Genomic DNA, 17115 nt, shown 5'->3' on the forward strand with positions numbered 1-17115 from the left:
CCGGCCGTTTCCGGGCTGAACGCGGGCAGGCACAATCTCTGTCAGTGGGCCACGTCGACCACCAGCCGGCTGGGCGCTTCCAACTCCTGGATCTGGAACGCGGCCCGCCGGTCCAGCACCAGGCCGATGCCGACGCGGGCCTCGAAGTCGCCGGTCCTGACGACGTCGGTGAGGTTGCGCAGGCCGGCGTGGTAGATCGGGCCGCCCTCCCACGTGGGCGTGCCGTCCTCGTCGTGGGCGTTGCTGGGGAAGAGCGTGACGAGAAGGTACGCGCCGCCGCGGATCTCGATCGGCCGGCCGGAGCCGTCCTCCACGAACTCGTCCACCCATCGCACGTTGTAGCCGGGGATCTCGCCGTCGAGGTCGATGACGACGCGGTCGTACGTCCTGTGCCTGGCGTACCGTACGCCCGTCACGACGGCGGGTTCGATGCCGTCGCGCCGGACGTCCACCTCGGAGGTGCTCGTGGGGGCGTTGGGGCCGGGTGTGTCGCGGGCCGTGGCGGACGACCTGGTGGGGCCGGGTGATCCGGGCAGGGCGGTCTGCTGGGCCGGACCACAGGCGGTGAGAGCGGTGAGACAGGCCAGCGAGGCGAGGGCGCGCGAGCGCGGCGACCGGCGGCCGGGCGGGGATGGCGAGCGCATGCCCGGTAGATGCCCCGCCCCGTGTCGCCGCAAGCGGTGTTTCCGCAGATCGCGCGGCTGTTTCCGGCCGGCAACCGGGCGAACCGCGCAAAGGCGCTCGCATCGCGGCACGGTTCACCACTCGGGCCGTCCGGTTCACCTTCCGTACCGAAACATATGCAAATGCATTTACCGAGGTGGTAACCTCCGCGACATGGACGAGCGATTCGTGGTCGACACCTGGCATTACGTCCTGGCCAGGCACGCCAAGGCCATGTGCGCCCTGGAACGCGAGCTGGGCGACCGGCACGGTCTGGGGCCCAGCGAGTTCGAGGTGCTCGACCGCATCGTCCACCACGACAGGAAGCTGCGCATCCAGGAGCTCTGCGACGAGGTGCACCTGAGCCAGAGCGCCCTGTCACGGGTGGTGGCGCGGCTGGAGAAGGCCGAGCTGGTCTCGCGCGGCGTGTGCGACGCCGACCGGCGTGGCGTCTACGTGTCCATCACCGACGCGGGCCGCACCCGGCACACCGAGGCCCTGCCCACGCATCGCGCCGTCCTGCTCCAGATCTTCGCTGACGCTCCCGCCCCGGGCGGCACCGTCAGCCGGCGGTGACGCGCTCGATGACCAGCGGGAGCCGTTCGGCGTCGGCGGGGGCCACCGCGTAGCCGCCTTCCAGCGCCTCCAGCGCCCGCTCGAAGCGGTCCGCCTCGTCCGCGTGGAGCGTCAGCAGCGGCTGTCCCTCGCGCACCGTGTCACCCGGCTTGGCGTGCAGCGTGACGCCCGCGCCCGCCGACACAGGGTCCTCCTTGCGCGCCCGCCCGGCGCCGAGCCGCCAGGCGGCCAGCCCGACCGCGTACGCGTCGAGCCGGGTGAGAACGCCCGACGCGGGCGCCTGCACGGTGGCGGTCTCGGCCGCCCTCGGCAACAGGGCGTCGGGATCACCGCCCTGGGCGGCGATCATGCGGCGCCAGGCGTCCATCGCCGAGCCGTCGGCCAGCGCCCTCGCCGGGTCCTTGCCGGACACCCCGGCGGCGGCCAGCATCTCCCGAGCCAGGCGTACGGTCAGCTCGACCACGTCGGCGGGACCGCCTCCGGCCAGGACCTCGACGGCCTCCTCGACCTCCAGGGCGTTGCCCACGGCCAGCCCGAGCGGCCGGTCCATCGCCGTCAGCAGCGCGACCGTGCGCACGCCCGCGTCCGTGCCGAGCGCGACCATGGTCTCGGCCAGTTCCCTCGCCGTCTCGGTGGTCTTCATGAACGCCCCCGAGCCGACCTTCACGTCGAGGACGAGCGAGCCGGTGCCCTCGGCGATCTTCTTCGACATGATCGAGGAGGCGATCAGCGGGATGGACTCCACGGTGCCGGTGACGTCGCGCAGGGCGTACAACTTCTTGTCGGCGGGCGCGAGTCCTGAGCCGGCGGCGCAGACGACCGCCCCGGCCTCGCGCAGGACGTGCAGCATCTCGTCGTTGGAGAGCGAGGCCCGCCAGCCGGGGATCGACTCCAGCTTGTCGAGCGTGCCGCCGGTGTGTCCGAGGCCGCGGCCCGACAGTTGCGGCACGTACGCGCCGCACGCCGCCACGAGCGGCGCCAGCGGCAGGGTGATCTTGTCGCCGACGCCGCCGGTCGAGTGTTTGTCGGCGGTGGGGCGGTCGAGGGCGGACCAGTCCATACGCTCGCCCGAACGGATCATGGCCTGGGTCCAGACGGCGATCTCGCGCCGGTCCATCCCGTTCAGCAGGATCGCCATGGCCAGCGCGGACATCTGCTCGTCGGCCACGCCGCCGTTCGTGTAGGCGTCGATCACCCAGTCGATCTGGGCGGCGGTCAGCTCGCCGCCGTCGCGCTTGGCGCGGATGACCTCGATGGCGTCCATCACGAGCTCCGGCTGAGGTCCTGCGGGCCGAACGCGTACGGCAGGATCTCGCCCATCGGCTTCGGCCCGTCGACGGTCTCGACCAGCAGGTCGTCACCGCCGAACTCGTAGAGGAGCTGGCGGCAGCGCCCGCACGGCATCAGCAGCTCGCCGTGGCCGTCGACGCAGGTGAAGGCCACCAGCCGGCCGCCGCCCGATTGGTGCAGCGCCGACACCAGGCCGCACTCGGCGCACAGGCCGACGCCGTAGGAGGCGTTCTCGACGTTGCAGCCGGTGACCACCCTGCCGTCGTCAACCAGCGCCGCCGCCCCCACGGGGAACTTGGAGTAAGGCGCGTACGCGTTGCGCATGGCCTCGGCGGCCCTGGCCCGCAGGCTCTCCCAGTCGATGCTCAATGTTGTTCCCCCCTGCGGTAGCGCACGCCGTCGGCCTTGGGCATGCGCAGCCGCTGCGAGGCGACCAGCAGCACGATCAGCGTGAGCACGTGCGGCGTGATGAAGACGAACTCGTTCGGCAGCTGGTCGACGGTCAGCCAGAGCCAGAACAGCACGACCATACCCGCGGCGGCGGCGGCCATCGTGGTGTACTGCCTGGCGCCTCTTGTCACCATCTCGGCCGGTTCGCCCGAGGCCAGCAGGCGGCGGACCCGCTGCCCGAGGTAGATGAGCAGCAGCACGGCGCCGAACAGGAAGAACGAGGTGACCGCACCGGAGCTGCGCAGTTGCAGGCCGTTGGCGTAGCCGAACAGCCCGGCGCCGGTCGCGAGCCCGCCGGGACGCCAGTTGCCGAAGATCATGGCGGCCAGGCCGATGAAGCCGCGGCCCGCCGTCTGGCCCTCGACGTATTTCGTGGAGACGAAGACGAGGAACACGCCGCCGAGCCCGGCGAACGCGCCGGAGATGACGACGGCGACGTACTTGATCAGATAGACGTTCACACCGAGCGACTCGGCCGCCCACGGGTTCTCGCCCGCCGAGCGCAGCCGCAGGCCGAAGGCCGTGCGCCAAAGAATGAAGAACGTCAGCGGCAGCAGGAGGACGGCGAGGACCACCAGCACGTTGACGTTGTGGGTGAGCCCGCGCAGGAGGCCCGCGAGGTCCGACAGCAGGAACCAGTGGGTGCTCTCCAGCCGTCCGAGCAGGTCGGGTCCGTCCGACAGCAGTGGCAGGCTGACCTCCGGCGGCAAGGTGACCGCGGGCGACGTGGTGATGCCCGCCCCCATCTCCGCCGCCTGGGTCCCCTCCTTGTAGAGCACCTCCGACAGGAAGCGGGTGACGCCGGGGCCGAGCAGGTTGATCGCGACGCCGCTGATGATGTGGTCGACGCCGAACGTCACGGTGGCGATCGCGTGCAGCAGGCCGCCGAGCGCGCCGCCGAGCAAGCCCGCGACCAGCGCCGCGACGGCGCCCCACTGGTACCCGGCCCAGCCGGCGAACCAGGTGCCGAGCACCATCATGCCTTCGAGGCCGATGTTGACCACACCGGCCCGCTCGGCCCACAACCCGCCCAGCCCGGCCAACCCGATCGGCACGGCGAGCAGCAGCGCGGACGCGAACGTGCCGGACGAGGTGATGTCGGCGTAGCCCGTGACGACACGTACCAGCGACAGCAGCAGGAGGAGCACGGCGACGCCGACGAGCGCCACATGGTATTTCCCGACCCTGGTCATGCTCCCACCTCAACCGGAGAGTTCCCGCCGAGTTGCCGGGCGGCCCGGCGTTCTTCGAGTCTGAGCGCGAGGCGGTTGGTCACCTCGTTGGCCACCACGACCAGCAGCACGATCACGCCCTGCATGATCGTGATGACGGACGGCGGCACATCCGCGATCTGCAGCGCACCCTGCGCCCGGTCGAGGAACGCGAACAGCAGCGCCGCGATCGCGATGCCCAGCGGCTTGTTCCTGCCGAGCAGCGCCACCGCGATGCCGAGGAAGCCGAGCCCGGCGGTGAAGTTGGAGTTGAAGGCGCCACGGTCGCCGAGGATCTCGGGCAGGCCGATGAGCCCGGCGATCGCGCCGGACATCACCATCGTCGCGATCACCATCGTCTTGGGGTTGACGCCGGAGGCGAGCGCCGCCGGGCCGTTGAGCCCGCTGGCCTTGACCTCGAAGCCGAACCGGGTGCGTTCGAGCACCACCCAGACCACCAGGCCGAGCACGACCGCCACGAGCAGGAACCCCCACACGCCGCCGCCGCGGGTGGGCGCGAGCATGCCGAACCAGTCGAAGACGAAGTTGAGGTCGGGGAACATGGCCGACTCGGGCAGGTCCGGCGTGGTCGTGGTGAGCTCGCCCGCGGCTCGCTGCCCGGCGAACGGGCCGCGCACGAGGTAGGAGGTCAGGCTGATCGCGATGTAGTTCAGCATGATCGTGGCGATGACCTCGTTCACGCCCCTGGTCACCTTCATCACCGCGGGGATGAGCGCGTAGAGGCCGCCGACGGCCGCGGCGACCAGGATGATCACCGCGATCTGGATCGGCTTGGGCGCCGTGAACGTCGAGCCCACGTAGGCCGCGCAGATGGCCGCCAGACGATACTGGCCTTCCACGCCGATGTTGAAGAGGTTCATGCGGAAGCCCACCGCCACCGCCAGACCGGCGATGAACAGCGGCACCGCGCGGTTGAGGAAGGCCGCGATGCCGTTCGACTGCGAGCGGGCGCTCGCACCGAAGTCGAAGAAGGCGGCGAACGCGGTGAGCGGGTCGGCTCCCGCGGCGACGATGGCGACACTGCAGATCGCGATCGCGAGGATGATGGCGATGACGGCGCCGGCGACGGTGAACAGCGCCCGGTTGAGCCCGGCGGGCATCACGACTCCTCGGTTCCGGCGATCGCGCCGGTCATGTAGCCGCCCAGCCGCTCGGGCGTGATGTCGGACGGGTCTAGCGCGGCCACGAGGCGGCCGCGGTAGATCACCCGGATACTGTCGGAGAGACCGATCAGCTCGTCAAGGTCGGCGGAGATGAGCAGCACGGCCAGCCCGGCCGCGCGGGCCTCGCGCAGGTGGTCCCAGATGGCGGCCTGGGCGCCGACGTCCACGCCCCGGGTGGGGTGGGCGGCGATGAGGAACGCGGGCTCGCCGCTCATCTCGCGGCCCACGATGAGTTTCTGCTGGTTGCCGCCGGACAGTGCCAGGGCCAGCGTGTCGACGCCGGGTGTGCGTACGTCGTAGTCCCGGACGATGCGCCAGGTGTCGGCCTTGGCGGCCCCCCGGTTGATCCAGATGCCGCTGCGCGCGGGCCTCCTGGTCTGGTGGCCGAGCACGCGGTTCTCCCAGAGCGACGCCTCCAGCAGCAGTCCCTGCCGGTGGCGGTCCTCCGGGATGTAGCCGATGCCGGCCTCCCGGCGTTTCAGGGTGGACCAGCCGCTGAGGTCCTGGTCGCCCAGCGTGATGCCGCCGTGCGACAGGCGGATGCCCATGATCGCCTCGATCAGCTCGCTCTGGCCGTTGCCCTCGACGCCGGCCAGGCCGAGGATCTCGCCTTTGTGGATCTCGAACGACACGTCGTCGAGGAGCAGCCGCCTGCCCTCCTCACGCAGCAGGTCGATGTAGCGCTCGACCGGCATGTCCTTGGGCACGGCACGGTGGCCGTCGGCCTCCATGGTGAGGTGCGACACCTTCAGCATCACCGTGTCGGTGACGGTGGACTCGCGCGTCTCGGGTGTGGGCAGTTCGCTGCCCACCATGAGCTCGGCGAGCTGCCGGGCGGTCACCTCTCTCGGGTCGACGCTCGCGACGGTGGTGCCGCGCCGGATCACGGTGATCTCGTCGGCGATGTCGAGCACCTCGTCGAGCTTGTGGGAGATGAAGATGACCGTCAGGCCCTCGGCCGTGAGCTCGCGCAGGTTCTGGAAGAGCTCGTCGACCTCCTGCGGGACGAGCACGGCCGTCGGCTCGTCGAGGATGAGGATGCGGGCGCCGCGGTAGAGCACCTTGAGGATCTCGACGCGCTGCCGGTCGCCGACGCCGAGGTTCTCCACCAGCTTTCCGGGATCGACGCGCAGGCCGTGGGCGCTGGCCAGCTCGGTGATGCGCTTCCTCGCCGCGGCGACGTCGAGCCTGCCCCCCTTGGCCGGCTCGGCGCCGAGGACGATGTTCTCCAGCACGGTGAGATTGTCGGCCAGCATGAAGTGCTGGTGGACCATGCCGATGCCGGCGTCGATGGCGTCGCTCGGCGAGCGGAAGCTGACGTCCTTGCCGTCGACCTTGATCGTGCCCTCGTCCGGCTTCTGCATGCCGTAGAGGATCTTCATCAGCGTCGACTTGCCGGCGCCGTTCTCCCCGACGATGGCGTGCACGGTGCCCTGCCGGACCGAGATGCGGATGTCGTGGTTGGCGACGACGCCGGGGAAGCGTTTGGTGATGCCCGTGAGCTCGACGGCGGGTCTCGCCGTGGCGAGGGTGTCCGAGCTCATGTGCTCACCGCTCCCAGATCGTTGGTCGGTGCTGGCTCACTTCGCCTCTCCTAGAAGCAGGGCGGCATGACCGAAGGCCCGAAGTTGCGGACTCCGGGCCCTCGGCTGTCGGTCGCGCCCCTGACTACGGCTTGGCCGGGACCGTGATCTTGCCCTCGACGATGTCCTTCTTGGCCGCGTCGAGTTCGTCCTTGATGTCGTCGATCTCGCCGCCCGTGGTGGCCAGGCCGACGCCGTCGACCTTGAGATCGTAGGTGATGTCGGTGCCGCCCTTGGCGCCACCCTGGAAGGCCTTGATGAACTCGAACACGCCGACGTCGACGCGCTTCAGCATCGAGGTCATGATGACCGACTGGAGGTTGCTCTCCTTGACCGTCTGGCGCTGGTCGGAGTCGACGCCGATGGCCTTCTTCTTGGCCGCGGCCGCCGCCTGGAACACGCCGAGGCCGGAGTCGCCGGCGGCGTGGTAGACGATGTCGGCGCCGTCCTGGAACATCTTCTCGGCCGCGACCTTGCCCTTGTCGGGGGCCTTGAAGCCGGAGAAGTCGCCGTCAGGCGTCAGATACTTCACGTCGATCTTGGCGTCCGACTTGACCGACTTCACACCGGCCTCGAAGCCCGCCTGGAACTTTTTGATCAGGTCGTTCTCCACGCCGCCGACGAAGCCGACGTGGCCGCTGTCCGCCTTGGTCGCGGCGGCGACGCCCGCCAGGTAGGAGCCCTGCTCCTCGGCGAACAGCAGGCCCGTCACGTTGGCCGCGTTGGAGGCGGAGTCGACGACCGCGAACTGGAGGTCGGGGTATTCCTCCGCCGTCTTCTTGATGTCCTCGCCGTAGGCGAAGCCGACGCCGATGATGGGGTTGTAGCCGGCGTCGGCCAGCTGGCGCAGCAGGTCGCCGCGGTTGGAGCCGTCGGGGGCCGGGCTCAACTCCTTGATCTCCGCGCCGAGCTCCGTCTTGGCCCTTTCGAGGCCCGCGTACGCCGCGTCGTTGAACGACTTGTCGCCGCGTCCGCCGATGTCGAAGGCCAGCCCGACCTTGAGCGTGCCCTCGGCCTCGCCGGCCGGCGCCTCGCTCGCCGTGGTGCCCCCACCAGTGTCTCCGCCGCAGGCGGCCGCTGCCATGAGCATGACGCCGGCCACCGTGCCGACCGCCATCCTGCTGAATCGCTTGCCGAGCAAGGCGACTCCTTCCATTTCCCGCCGTCTTCCTCCGCTGCGAGTTCGTCGCGCGCGTCAAGGAGCGTACGGCACCTGCACGGAAGATAGTTGCTTGACCAGGGCAGACCAAACCAGCACACAGGGTCGCAACCGCTCCGTTATCGACATCAAGCGCGTCCGTGACCTGAAGCGAACGTCAGGCCTGCGACAAGTTTCGCCCAAGTTCGGGTCTCGATCACTCTTGCCCCCGACCAGATCATGGCGGACATTCCCAGCGACGGCGGAATTTTCCTATCGGAGCACCGTATGCATCCTTGCAAGGTCTTGTCCGTGCCCCTGGTCGCGTTACTCGTCGCGACCTTGACCGGCACCCCGCCCGCCACAGCCGACACCCCCGCCATCAAGATCGACGGCAACGCCACCCAGCCGATCTTCTCCAGGGCGGACGCCATCGCGCAGACCGTGTTCGTCGAGGTCGAGGGGACCGACAGCGACAACGACGGCAGACCGGACCGCGTCGCCGTGGACATCCTGCGGCCCAAGGAGACCGACGAGGGCCTCAAAGTGCCCGTGATCATGGAGGCCAGCCCCTACTACGCCGGCGGCAACGACGTCTCCAACCACCCCGTGGACGTCGACGAGAACGGCGACCCGCTGGCCGGACTGCGCGCCGACGCGGCCAAGACGGTGCCCCAGCCGTTCGACGGCTACTACGACAACTACTTCGTCCCCCGCGGCTACGCCATCGCGCTGGTCGAGAACCTCGGCAGCGGCCGCGCCACCGGCTGCCCCACCTCCGGTGACCGCAACGAGACGGCCGGGCCCAGGGCAGCGATCGACTGGCTGAACGGCCGCGCCAAGGGCTTCGACGCCGACGGCTCCCCCGTCGAGGCCACCTGGTCCACGGGCAAGGTCGGCATGATCGGCGTCTCGTACAACGGCACCCTGCCGAACGCGGTCGCCGCGACCGGGGTCAAGGGACTGGAGACGATCGTCCCGATCGCCGCGATCTCCAGCTGGTACGACTACTACCGCGCCAACGGCGGCGTCCTGGCGCCGGGCGGTTTCCAGGGCGAGGACCTGGACGTGCTCGCCAAGTACGTACTGACCAGGGAGAACGGCCAGGAGGCCTGCGGCGCGCTGATGGACCGGCTCACCGCCGAGCAGGACCGGGTCACCGGCGACTACAGCCCGCTCTGGGACGCCCGCAACTACATGAACGACGTCGGCAAGGTCAGGGCGAGCGTCTTCCTCGTACACGGGCTCAACGACTGGAACGTCAAGACCAAGCAGTTCGCGCAGTGGTGGTACGCCCTGGCCAAGCGGAACGTGCCGCGCAAGATCTGGTTGCACCAGGGCACCCACATGAGCCCCTTCAACCTGCGCACCGCCGAGTGGCTGCGCCAGTTGCACGGCTGGTTCGACCACTGGCTGCACGGCATCGACTCGGGCATCATGCGCGAACCCCAGGCGGACGTGGAGAGCGCGGCCGGCCAGTGGGGCCGGCACGCCAGGTGGCCGCTGCCCGGGACGTCCACGGTCCCGCTCTGGCTGGGCTCCGGCTCGAAGCTGAGCCTGCTGCCGCGCCCGCTGTCCCGTAAGGAGTCGTTCACCGACCAGAAGACCAGGACGGCCGAGCAACTCGTCGAGGCCACCGGCTCCGATCCGAACCGGCTGGCGTACTCGACGGGCGCGCTCCCCGCCGACGTGCGCATCTCCGGGACACCCACGGTCTCGGTGCGTGCCTCGCTGAAGGACGGCGCGTCGCCGTACCTTACGGCCTTGCTGGTGGACTACGGCACGGACGAGCGCCCGAACGGCTCCCTCGTCCCGACCGGCCAGAGCTACTGCTACGGCGAGAGCGTCCCCGACGACTCGGGCTGCACGACGCTGAGGAGGCTCGGCACCGCCGTGACCCCCTACAAGATCGTCACCCGGGGCTGGCTGGACGTGCGCAACCGGCACCGCCCGGACCGGACGGAGCCGCTGCGGCCCGGCAAGGAGTACGGCTTCACCTGGGACTTCCAGCCGACCGACTACGTGTTCAAGAAGGGGCACCGGCTGGGCCTGGTGATCCTTTCGACCGACGTCGACTACACCCTGCGCTACCCGCCGGGCACGAGGATCACGGTCGCGCCGGGACGCTCGTCCCTGCGGCTGCCCGTGGTGTGGGGCCGGCTGATGTGACGGCGAAGGCCCGCCGCGCGTGCGGCGGGCCTTCGTACCGGTTCAGGCCAGAGCGGAGGTGATGGAGTCGAGCGGGCCGACCTCCCACAGCGCGGTGAGCGCGGTGGTGGCCATCACCCGCACGCCCATCGAGATCGCCTTCTCGTCGACGTCGAACGTGCCCTGGTGGATGTCGTAGGTGTAGCCGTCGGGCGAGCGTGTGCCGAGGCGGGCGAACGCGCCTGGGATCGACTCGAGGTACCAGGCGAAGTCCTCGCCGCCGAGCGACTGCTGCGTCGGGACGACCGCGCCCGCGCCGAGCGCGCGCTCGGCGGCCTCGCTCAGCATCTCGACGCTCACCTCGTCGTTGACGACGGGCGGCACGCCACGGGTGTAGTCCATCGTGGCCTCGACGCCGTAGGCGCCTGCCACCGACTCCAGCAGCGACTTGATCAGGTCGGGGGCGGCGTGCCAGGCGTTCTCGTCGAGGCAGCGCACCGTGCCCTCGGCGATGCCGTCGTCGGGGATCGCGTTGGCGGCCGAGCCGGCCACGACCTTGCCCCAGACGAGGCTGAGCGACGAGCGCGGGTCGACCCGGCGCGACAGCGCGGCGGGCAGCTCGGTGAGGATCTTGGCCAGCGCGAAGACGAGGTCGGCGGTCAGGTGGGGGCGGGCGGTGTGGCCGCCGGGGCCCGAGACCCGGATGGACAGCTTGTCGCAGGCGGAGGTGATCGGGCCGTTTCTCAGCCCGACCTGCCCGACGTCGACGCGGGGGTCGCAGTGGAGGCCGAAGATGCGGTCGACGCCGCTGATGCCGCCGTGGGCCATGACCTCGAGTGCGCCGCCCGGCAGTTCCTCTGCGGGCTGGAAGATCAGGCGTACGCGGCCGGGCAGCAGGCCGGCGGCGGCCTGCTGGGCGAGGAAGAGCGAGGTGCCGAGCAGGATCGTGGTGTGCACGTCGTGGCCGCAGGCGTGGCAGGCCCCCGCCACGGTCGAGTGGTAGGCGACGTCCTTCTCGTCCTGCAGCGGCAGCGCGTCGATGTCGGCGCGCAGCGCGATGGTCGGGCCGTCGCCGCTGCCCACGTCGCAGATCAGGCCGGTGCCGCGGGGCAGCACCGAAGGGGCCAGCCCGGCGGCCGTGAGCCGCTCGGCGATGCGTTGTGTCGTGCGATATTCGGCGAAGGCCAGCTCAGGATGCATGTGCAGGTCGCGGCGGAACGCCACGAGATCCTGCTCGGTCTCCGCCAGGAACGCGTCGAGTTCTCCCCGAAGCTCACGTCCCCGCATATGTCACCGTCCCGTCCCAATGCCGCTCTGCCCCGAACGCCTCGGGCCACACGGCTCATGCGCTGTGAAGACTCGTCCATCCCCGCTAGGGGCGCCCGGATCGGGCGGCCGCCCGGCGAAGCAAAAAACACACCCACTGGTGTCGGGTGCGCGAGATCGTCAGCACGGGCTTGCGTTCGTCAGTCGCGAGTGCCGCCGCGGTCCGGGAGCACAGCGGTCGGCCGTGAGCCCGATGCGATGCTTCGACTTTATCGCCCTCGCGCGGTCTCCCGGCGACAGATACACCAAAAGTTAGCCGATGGCATGCCCGTAACCTGGGGTGGGTCACGGTAGGTGAGGGGTTGCATGATCCCGAAATAGTCACAAGGGATCAGTAGATGGTGACCCGTTGTCGCCAGTTCCAAACGTGGTCAGCGATTCCGAATCCTGTCACCTTCCGTCATGGTCATCACACTTCAACGATGGCTGTCTCTGAGAAGAATGCGTGCTTCACTCGCTATATGATCACTAAGATCCCGTTCGGGGAGAAGTATGCTGGGTTGAGCATCTTCGAGCCGGTCGACGGGACCCTGGTGGTCGTGCCCTCGCTCTCCCTGCCGCAGGATGAGCTCCGCCGCATCACGGGAGTCAGGTCGTACGAGGAGCGCCTGCTCTTCCTGCTGCTCACGCTGCGGGAGCCCGGGGTCAAAGTGATCTATCTCTCCTCCGCCCCCATCGATCCCGACATCATCGACTATTACTTCAGTTTCCTCCCCGATCCCGACGACGCCGCCAAGCGCCTCACGCTGATCACGCTCGACGACCCCTGGTCTCAGCCGTTGACCAGGAACCTGCTCTCCCACCCCGACGACGCGATGGAGCAACTGCGATCGGCGATCGACGGTGACGCGTGGCTGGTGCCGTTCGTCCTGAGCGAGCTGGAGGAGGAGCTCGCGTCGTCACTCAACGTGCCCCTCTACGGTCCCGCCACGTCCCTTTCCCATTACGGCTCCAAGAGCGGGGCCCGCGAGGTGGGACATGAAGCGGGTGTGCCGATGCCGCGCGGCTTCGGCGACCTGCGCACCGAGGCCGAGATCGAGGAGGCGATGGAGGGGGTGCCGGGCGACCGGGTGATCGTCAAGCTGAACGACGGCTACTCCGGGCTCGGCAACGTGATCGTCGACAAGGGCGACAGGTCGCTGACCAGTTTCTCCGCGGCGGGAGAGACCTGGGCCAGCTACACCGCCAAGATCCAGGAGCGCGGGGCGGTGGTCGAGGAGTACATCGAGCACCGGCCGCTCTACTACCCGAGCGCTCTGGCCTGCATCACGCCCGGCGGGGACGCCCGGGTGCTGGCCACGCACGACCAGATCCTCGGCGGCGACAGCGGCCAGGTCTACCAGGGCTGCACGTTCCCGGCGGCGGAGGAGTACCGCGCCGAGGTGGGCGCGTCGGCGGCCCGCATCGCCACCACCCTGGCCGAGCAGGGTGTGGTGGGCGTGTTCGGGATGGACTTCTTCGCGCTCAAGGCCGACGCCGGGTACGCGGCGCTGCTGTGCGAGATCAACCTGCGGATCGGCGGCACCACGCATCCGTTCGGCGCCGCCATGCTGACGACCGGGGCCGCGTACGATCCGGCCACCGGCCGCCTCATGTCCGCAGATCAGCCGAAGTTCTACACCGCGACCGACAACTGCGCCTCGGTAAGCCTGCGCGGGCGCACTCCCGGCGAGATCGTCAGGACCGCCGAACGGCTCGGCGTCGGGTTCGACCCCGAGCGGCGCACCGGGAACGTCTTCCACCTGCTCGGAGCCGTGCCCGAGCACGGCAAGCTGGGCTTCACCTCGATCGGGAACTCACGGGAAGAGGCCGACGAGTTGCACGCGCTCACCCGGCGTCTTTACTGCGGCCCGTGACGGGAGCGGCGGCGCCCGTCCCGCCGCGCAGGCCGCGTACGCCGATGACCACCAGGATGACGGCGAGCACGATGTTCACCACGACGAGGATGCCGTGCACCACGTAGAAGCCGGTGGGATGGCCGTCGGCCAAGTTAAACCATAGGTTCACCCACTCGAAGATCATAAATCCGCCGAGGATGATGAGGAATCCGGCGATCTTTCGCGACATGCCCATCTCTCTAGTATCGAAGGTGGATCTCAGGGGGATGTGTCCCCGCATGGGCATTCACACGGAGCTACGCTGAGACCGCCATGTGGACCAAAATCGTGCCAATTGCGGCATTCATCACCTCTGTCTCGCTCACCGGCGGGACCTCATACGCCGCACCGACGTCACCCGTCGGCGGCGAGGCGCTCGGCAGCCATGGCCTGGTGTCGCCCGACGGCGTCAAGAAACCTCCCAAGAGCAAGGCTACGTCGTACGTCATCGCGGACGTCACCACGGGAAACGTGCTCGCGGCGAAGGATGCCCACGGCCGCTACCTGCCGGCCAGCACGCTGAAGGCGCTGACCGCGCTCACCCTCATCCCCAAGCTCGACAAGAGCCGCGAGATCCGGCCGAGCCGCAACGCCTGCAACCAGGAGGGCAGTGCGGTCGGCCTGTCCGTCAAGGCGAAGTACAAGGTCGACGACCTGTTCAAGGGCCTGATGATGTCATCGGGCAACGACGCGGCCATGGCCCTCGCCGAGACCAACGGCGGCCTGGACAAGACCATGCGCGACATGAACGCCGAGGCCAAGCGCCTCCAGGCGAACGACACGGTGGCGAAGACCCCGAGCGGCCTGGACAAGCCGGGCCAGAGCAGCTCGGCCTACGACCTGGCCCTGATCGCCCGCGCCGGGCTGGCCAACCCCGACTTCAAGCGCTACATCAGTACGAGGACCGCGAAGTTCCCCGCGCCCAAGGGCAAGCACTACGAGATCAGCAACCACAACAAGCTGCTCTGGCGCTACAAGGGCATGATTGGCGTCAAGAACGGCTGGACCTCGAAGGCCAGGGCCAGCTTCGTCGGCGCGGCCACCCGCGGCGGCCACACGATCGTGGTGAGCATCATGCGGCACGAGGGGTTCTTCTGGGACGAGGTGGCCAAGCTGCTCGACTGGGGCTTCTCGGTGCGCGGGAAGGCGACGCCGGTCGGGAAGCTCGTCGACCCGCTCCCCGAGCAGCAGGCCGCGCCCCAGCCGCAGGCCTCCACGTCCGTCACGCCCGCCGCCCAGCCGGCGCTGCTGGACAGGGCCGCCTCGGAGCAGACCAGCTCCACCAGGACCATCGGGGCGATCGTGATCGGCGGCGGGCTGCTGTTCGGGCTGATCTGGCTCGCGTACGGGATGCGCCGCAAGCGCGGCAGGTCACGGCTCTGACGATGTCCCCGACGTGGGCACCGGCGACGGGGCCGGCGGCGGGCTGAACCCCGCCGTCGACGTCCACGAGGCGACGAACAGCACGAGCCTGGCCGAGAAGTTGATCCAGACCAGCAGGCCGACGATGACGGTGAACGCGCCGTAGACGGGGTTGCTCAGCGTCTGCCCGAGCAGCAGGGTCGCCGCCTGCTTGAGCACCCCGAACCCGATGGCGCCGAGCAGCGCGCCCTTGGCGATCGCCCGGAACGGAAGCCCCGCCTTGGCCACCCACCCGAGCAGGATCAGGAACAGCAGCCAGTCGGCGCCCACGCTCGCCACCACTCCCGCGATCCTGAGCCCGAGCGTCACCAGCACGGACGAGTCGCCGAACAGGACGTGCAGCACCCTGTCCGTGGCCGTGGTGGCGAACCCGGCCACCAGTACCGAAAGGATCATCGTCACCCCGACGATGACGAGCGAGGCGAGGTCGCGCAGCTTGCCGGCGACGAAGCCGAGCGGCGGCGCGGTCGTCATCGACATCTCGCGCAACGACTCGCGCAGCGCGTCGAGCGCGCCGAGCCCGGCGTAGAGGAGACCGAGCAGGCCGATGATCCCGGCGGTCTCCCTGGCCTGGGCGATGCCCTCGATGTCGAGCTGGCCGGCCAGGCCGGGCAGCCGTTCGGCGATCGCCTGCTGCAGCGCGTCTCGGGTGGCGTCGCTGGTCGTCACGACGAACCCGAGCACGGCGTACGAGAGCGCGAGGAGCGGGAAGAAGGACAGGAACGCGAAGTAGGTGACCGCGCCGGCCAGCCGGTCGCCCGACTGGAGCCGGTAACGCTGCACCGCCCTGATGAGGTGGTCGATCGAGGGTCTGCGGACCCGCCAGTAGGTGACCGTGCGGCGGCCCCAGGCCTTCACCGGCTCGATCCGCTCCGCGAGACTCGCCATCCCACTCCGTTCTCTGGATGATCAGCCTTTCACGACCGTGCCCGCCGTTTCGATCAGGGACGTGAGAACCGTCGCCAGGTCGTACCGGAGCAACTGCCCGCCTCGCTTGACCGCACGCCCCGCGACCAGAACCGTGTCGACACAGGCGGTGTCGGCGTTGAGCACGATCGCGGCGATCGGGTCGTGGGCCGCCGCCATGCCGGGCGTGCCCGTGCGCATCAGCACGAGGTCGGCCTGCTTGCCCGGCCGCAGCGACCCGACGACGTCGCCGAGCCCGATTACCCGCGCGCCCTCGATGGTGGCCATGCGCAGCGCGTCGCGGGTGGTGAAGCCGAGCCCGGCGCCGTCGGGGCGGCCGCGTTCGAGGAGGTGGGCGGTGCGCATCTGGGCGAACATGTCGCCGGGCGCGCACACCACGGTGTCGGCACTGAGCCCGGCCGGGACGCCCGCCGCCCTGGCCCGCCCGGTGATCGGGTAGCCGAGCCCCAGGTTCATCTCGTCGACGGGCGAGACCGAGACGCCGCCGCCGGCTGCGGCGATGCGCTCGAACTGCTCGTCGGTGTAGTGCAGCGCGTGCACAAAGGTGGTCGGGGTGTCGAGCAGCCCGTTCGCCTCCAGGAACGCCAGCCCCCGCGTGGCGCTGTCCGGACCGTGCCCGCCGAGGTGAGCGGTGACCGGCAGGCCGAGCTCCGCCGCGACCCGCCACTCCTCCAGCGCGCGCTTCTCGCCGGCGATCTCCGGCCCGAGCGCGGCGATGACCATCGTGACCAGGCCCGGTGCGGCGAACAGCTCCTCTCGCACCCGGTGGGCCTGGCTGCGCAGGTCGCTGGGCTCACCGCTCTGGCAGTAACCGAACACCGCCCTGATGCCGGAGTCGTGCAGCGCCCGCACGGCCGCGTCGGTGTGGCCGGGCGAGAACTGGGCGTGGTTCCAGTCGAGCAGCGTGGTGATGCCGGAGTCCAGGCACTCCAGCGCGCCGGCCAGGGTGCCCGCGTACATGTCCCGCGGGCGGTAGCGGGGGGCAATCTCGTCCAGGACCCGCCGCAGGTACTCGGGGAACGTGATGTCGGGCGCCACCGCCCTGACGGCCGCCTGCCAGGTGTGGCGGTGGGTGTCGACGAACCCCGGGAGCACGATCATGCCGGTCGCGTCGATCACCTCGGCTCCGGGGACGTCGGCCAGGCCGGGGCCGACGTCGGCGATCCTGCCGTGCTCGATCCGCACGTCCGCCCGGCCCAGCACGACGGGCTCGGGCTCGGTGTCGACGACGACGCCGTTTTTGATCAAGATAGATGCCATGTTGAAAGCTTACGTAGAAGCTTTTTAGAAAGCAATCGGCTGAAGGGTATTCTCGGTGGT

The 17115-nt window shown here is 69.7% G+C and carries 15 protein-coding genes; 4 read left to right on the forward strand and 11 right to left on the reverse strand.

Annotation, left to right across the window (positions count from 1 at the left end):
* Window positions 1-41: 41 nt before the first annotated feature.
* Window positions 42-644, reverse strand: a complete 603-nt coding sequence (locus E1267_RS04440; RefSeq protein WP_132330026.1) for an AMIN-like domain-containing (lipo)protein — start codon at window positions 642-644, stop codon at window positions 42-44.
* Window positions 645-837: 193 nt separating this feature from the next.
* Here E1267_RS04440 and E1267_RS04445 point away from each other — a divergent pair, with 193 nt between their 5' ends.
* A complete protein-coding gene (locus E1267_RS04445; RefSeq protein ID WP_132330028.1) occupies window positions 838-1239 on the forward strand; it encodes a MarR family winged helix-turn-helix transcriptional regulator in 402 nt (133 codons plus the stop codon).
* On the opposite strand, the gene E1267_RS04450 is transcribed toward E1267_RS04445, so the two are convergent.
* From E1267_RS04450 to E1267_RS04475, 6 genes are all read right to left on the reverse strand, one after another.
* Window positions 1226-2503, reverse strand: a complete 1278-nt coding sequence (locus E1267_RS04450) for a thymidine phosphorylase (protein WP_132330030.1) — start codon at window positions 2501-2503, stop codon at window positions 1226-1228. The genes E1267_RS04445 and E1267_RS04450 overlap by 14 nt on opposite strands.
* A complete protein-coding gene (locus tag E1267_RS04455) occupies window positions 2503-2898 on the reverse strand; it encodes a cytidine deaminase (protein ID WP_132330032.1) in 396 nt (131 codons plus the stop codon). The genes E1267_RS04450 and E1267_RS04455 overlap by 1 nt, the downstream gene beginning before the upstream one ends.
* Window positions 2895-4172 (reverse strand): ABC transporter permease, encoded by a 1278-nt coding sequence (locus tag E1267_RS04460; protein ID WP_132330034.1) that lies wholly within the window; start codon window positions 4170-4172, stop codon window positions 2895-2897. The genes E1267_RS04455 and E1267_RS04460 overlap by 4 nt, the downstream gene beginning before the upstream one ends.
* Window positions 4169-5311: an ABC transporter permease gene (locus E1267_RS04465; RefSeq protein ID WP_132330036.1), complete on the reverse strand. Its 1143-nt coding sequence runs from the start codon at window positions 5309-5311 to the stop codon at window positions 4169-4171. Before E1267_RS04465 ends, E1267_RS04460 begins: the two co-directional genes overlap by 4 nt.
* Entirely contained in the window at window positions 5311-6918 is a 1608-nt protein-coding gene (locus tag E1267_RS04470; protein ID WP_132330038.1) for an ABC transporter ATP-binding protein, read from the reverse strand. The genes E1267_RS04465 and E1267_RS04470 overlap by 1 nt, the downstream gene beginning before the upstream one ends.
* Window positions 6919-7042: 124 nt before the next feature.
* Window positions 7043-8098, reverse strand: coding sequence for a BMP family lipoprotein (locus E1267_RS04475; protein ID WP_132330040.1), 1056 nt, complete (start codon window positions 8096-8098; stop codon window positions 7043-7045).
* A gap of 309 nt (window positions 8099-8407) precedes the next feature.
* On the opposite strand from E1267_RS04475, the gene E1267_RS04480 reads away from it, so the two are divergent.
* Window positions 8408-10264 carry a Xaa-Pro dipeptidyl-peptidase gene (locus tag E1267_RS04480; protein ID WP_246063455.1) on the forward strand — a complete coding sequence of 619 codons (1857 nt, stop codon included), beginning with the start codon at window positions 8408-8410 and terminating at the stop codon, window positions 10262-10264.
* Window positions 10265-10306: 42 nt separating this feature from the next.
* On the opposite strand, the gene E1267_RS04485 is transcribed toward E1267_RS04480, so the two are convergent.
* Entirely contained in the window at window positions 10307-11530 is a 1224-nt protein-coding gene (locus E1267_RS04485) for a M20 family metallopeptidase (RefSeq protein WP_132330044.1), read from the reverse strand.
* Window positions 11531-12030: 500 nt separating this feature from the next.
* Between E1267_RS04485 and E1267_RS04490 the strand changes: the two genes are divergently transcribed.
* The gene (locus tag E1267_RS04490) at window positions 12031-13425 is read left to right on the forward strand and encodes a peptide ligase PGM1-related protein (RefSeq protein WP_246063456.1); all 1395 of its coding nucleotides are present in this window, start codon (window positions 12031-12033) and stop codon (window positions 13423-13425) included.
* Here the strand turns inward: E1267_RS04490 and E1267_RS47825 are convergent.
* A complete protein-coding gene (locus E1267_RS47825; protein ID WP_425465066.1) occupies window positions 13397-13693 on the reverse strand; it encodes an SCO4848 family membrane protein in 297 nt (98 codons plus the stop codon). The genes E1267_RS04490 and E1267_RS47825 overlap by 29 nt on opposite strands.
* Window positions 13694-13734: 41 nt before the next feature.
* On the opposite strand from E1267_RS47825, the gene E1267_RS04500 reads away from it, so the two are divergent.
* A complete protein-coding gene (locus tag E1267_RS04500; RefSeq protein WP_246063459.1) occupies window positions 13735-14829 on the forward strand; it encodes a D-alanyl-D-alanine carboxypeptidase family protein in 1095 nt (364 codons plus the stop codon).
* On the opposite strand, the gene E1267_RS04505 is transcribed toward E1267_RS04500, so the two are convergent.
* The gene (locus tag E1267_RS04505; RefSeq protein ID WP_132330050.1) at window positions 14818-15756 is read right to left on the reverse strand and encodes a YihY/virulence factor BrkB family protein; all 939 of its coding nucleotides are present in this window, start codon (window positions 15754-15756) and stop codon (window positions 14818-14820) included. The genes E1267_RS04500 and E1267_RS04505 overlap by 12 nt on opposite strands.
* Window positions 15757-15777: 21 nt before the next feature.
* Entirely contained in the window at window positions 15778-17055 is a 1278-nt protein-coding gene (locus E1267_RS04510) for an amidohydrolase family protein (RefSeq protein ID WP_132330051.1), read from the reverse strand.
* Between the last annotated feature and the right edge of the window lie 60 nt (window positions 17056-17115).

This window comes from Nonomuraea longispora, from assembly GCF_004348345.1.
GTDB classification, from domain to species: domain Bacteria; phylum Actinomycetota; class Actinomycetes; order Streptosporangiales; family Streptosporangiaceae; genus Nonomuraea; species Nonomuraea longispora.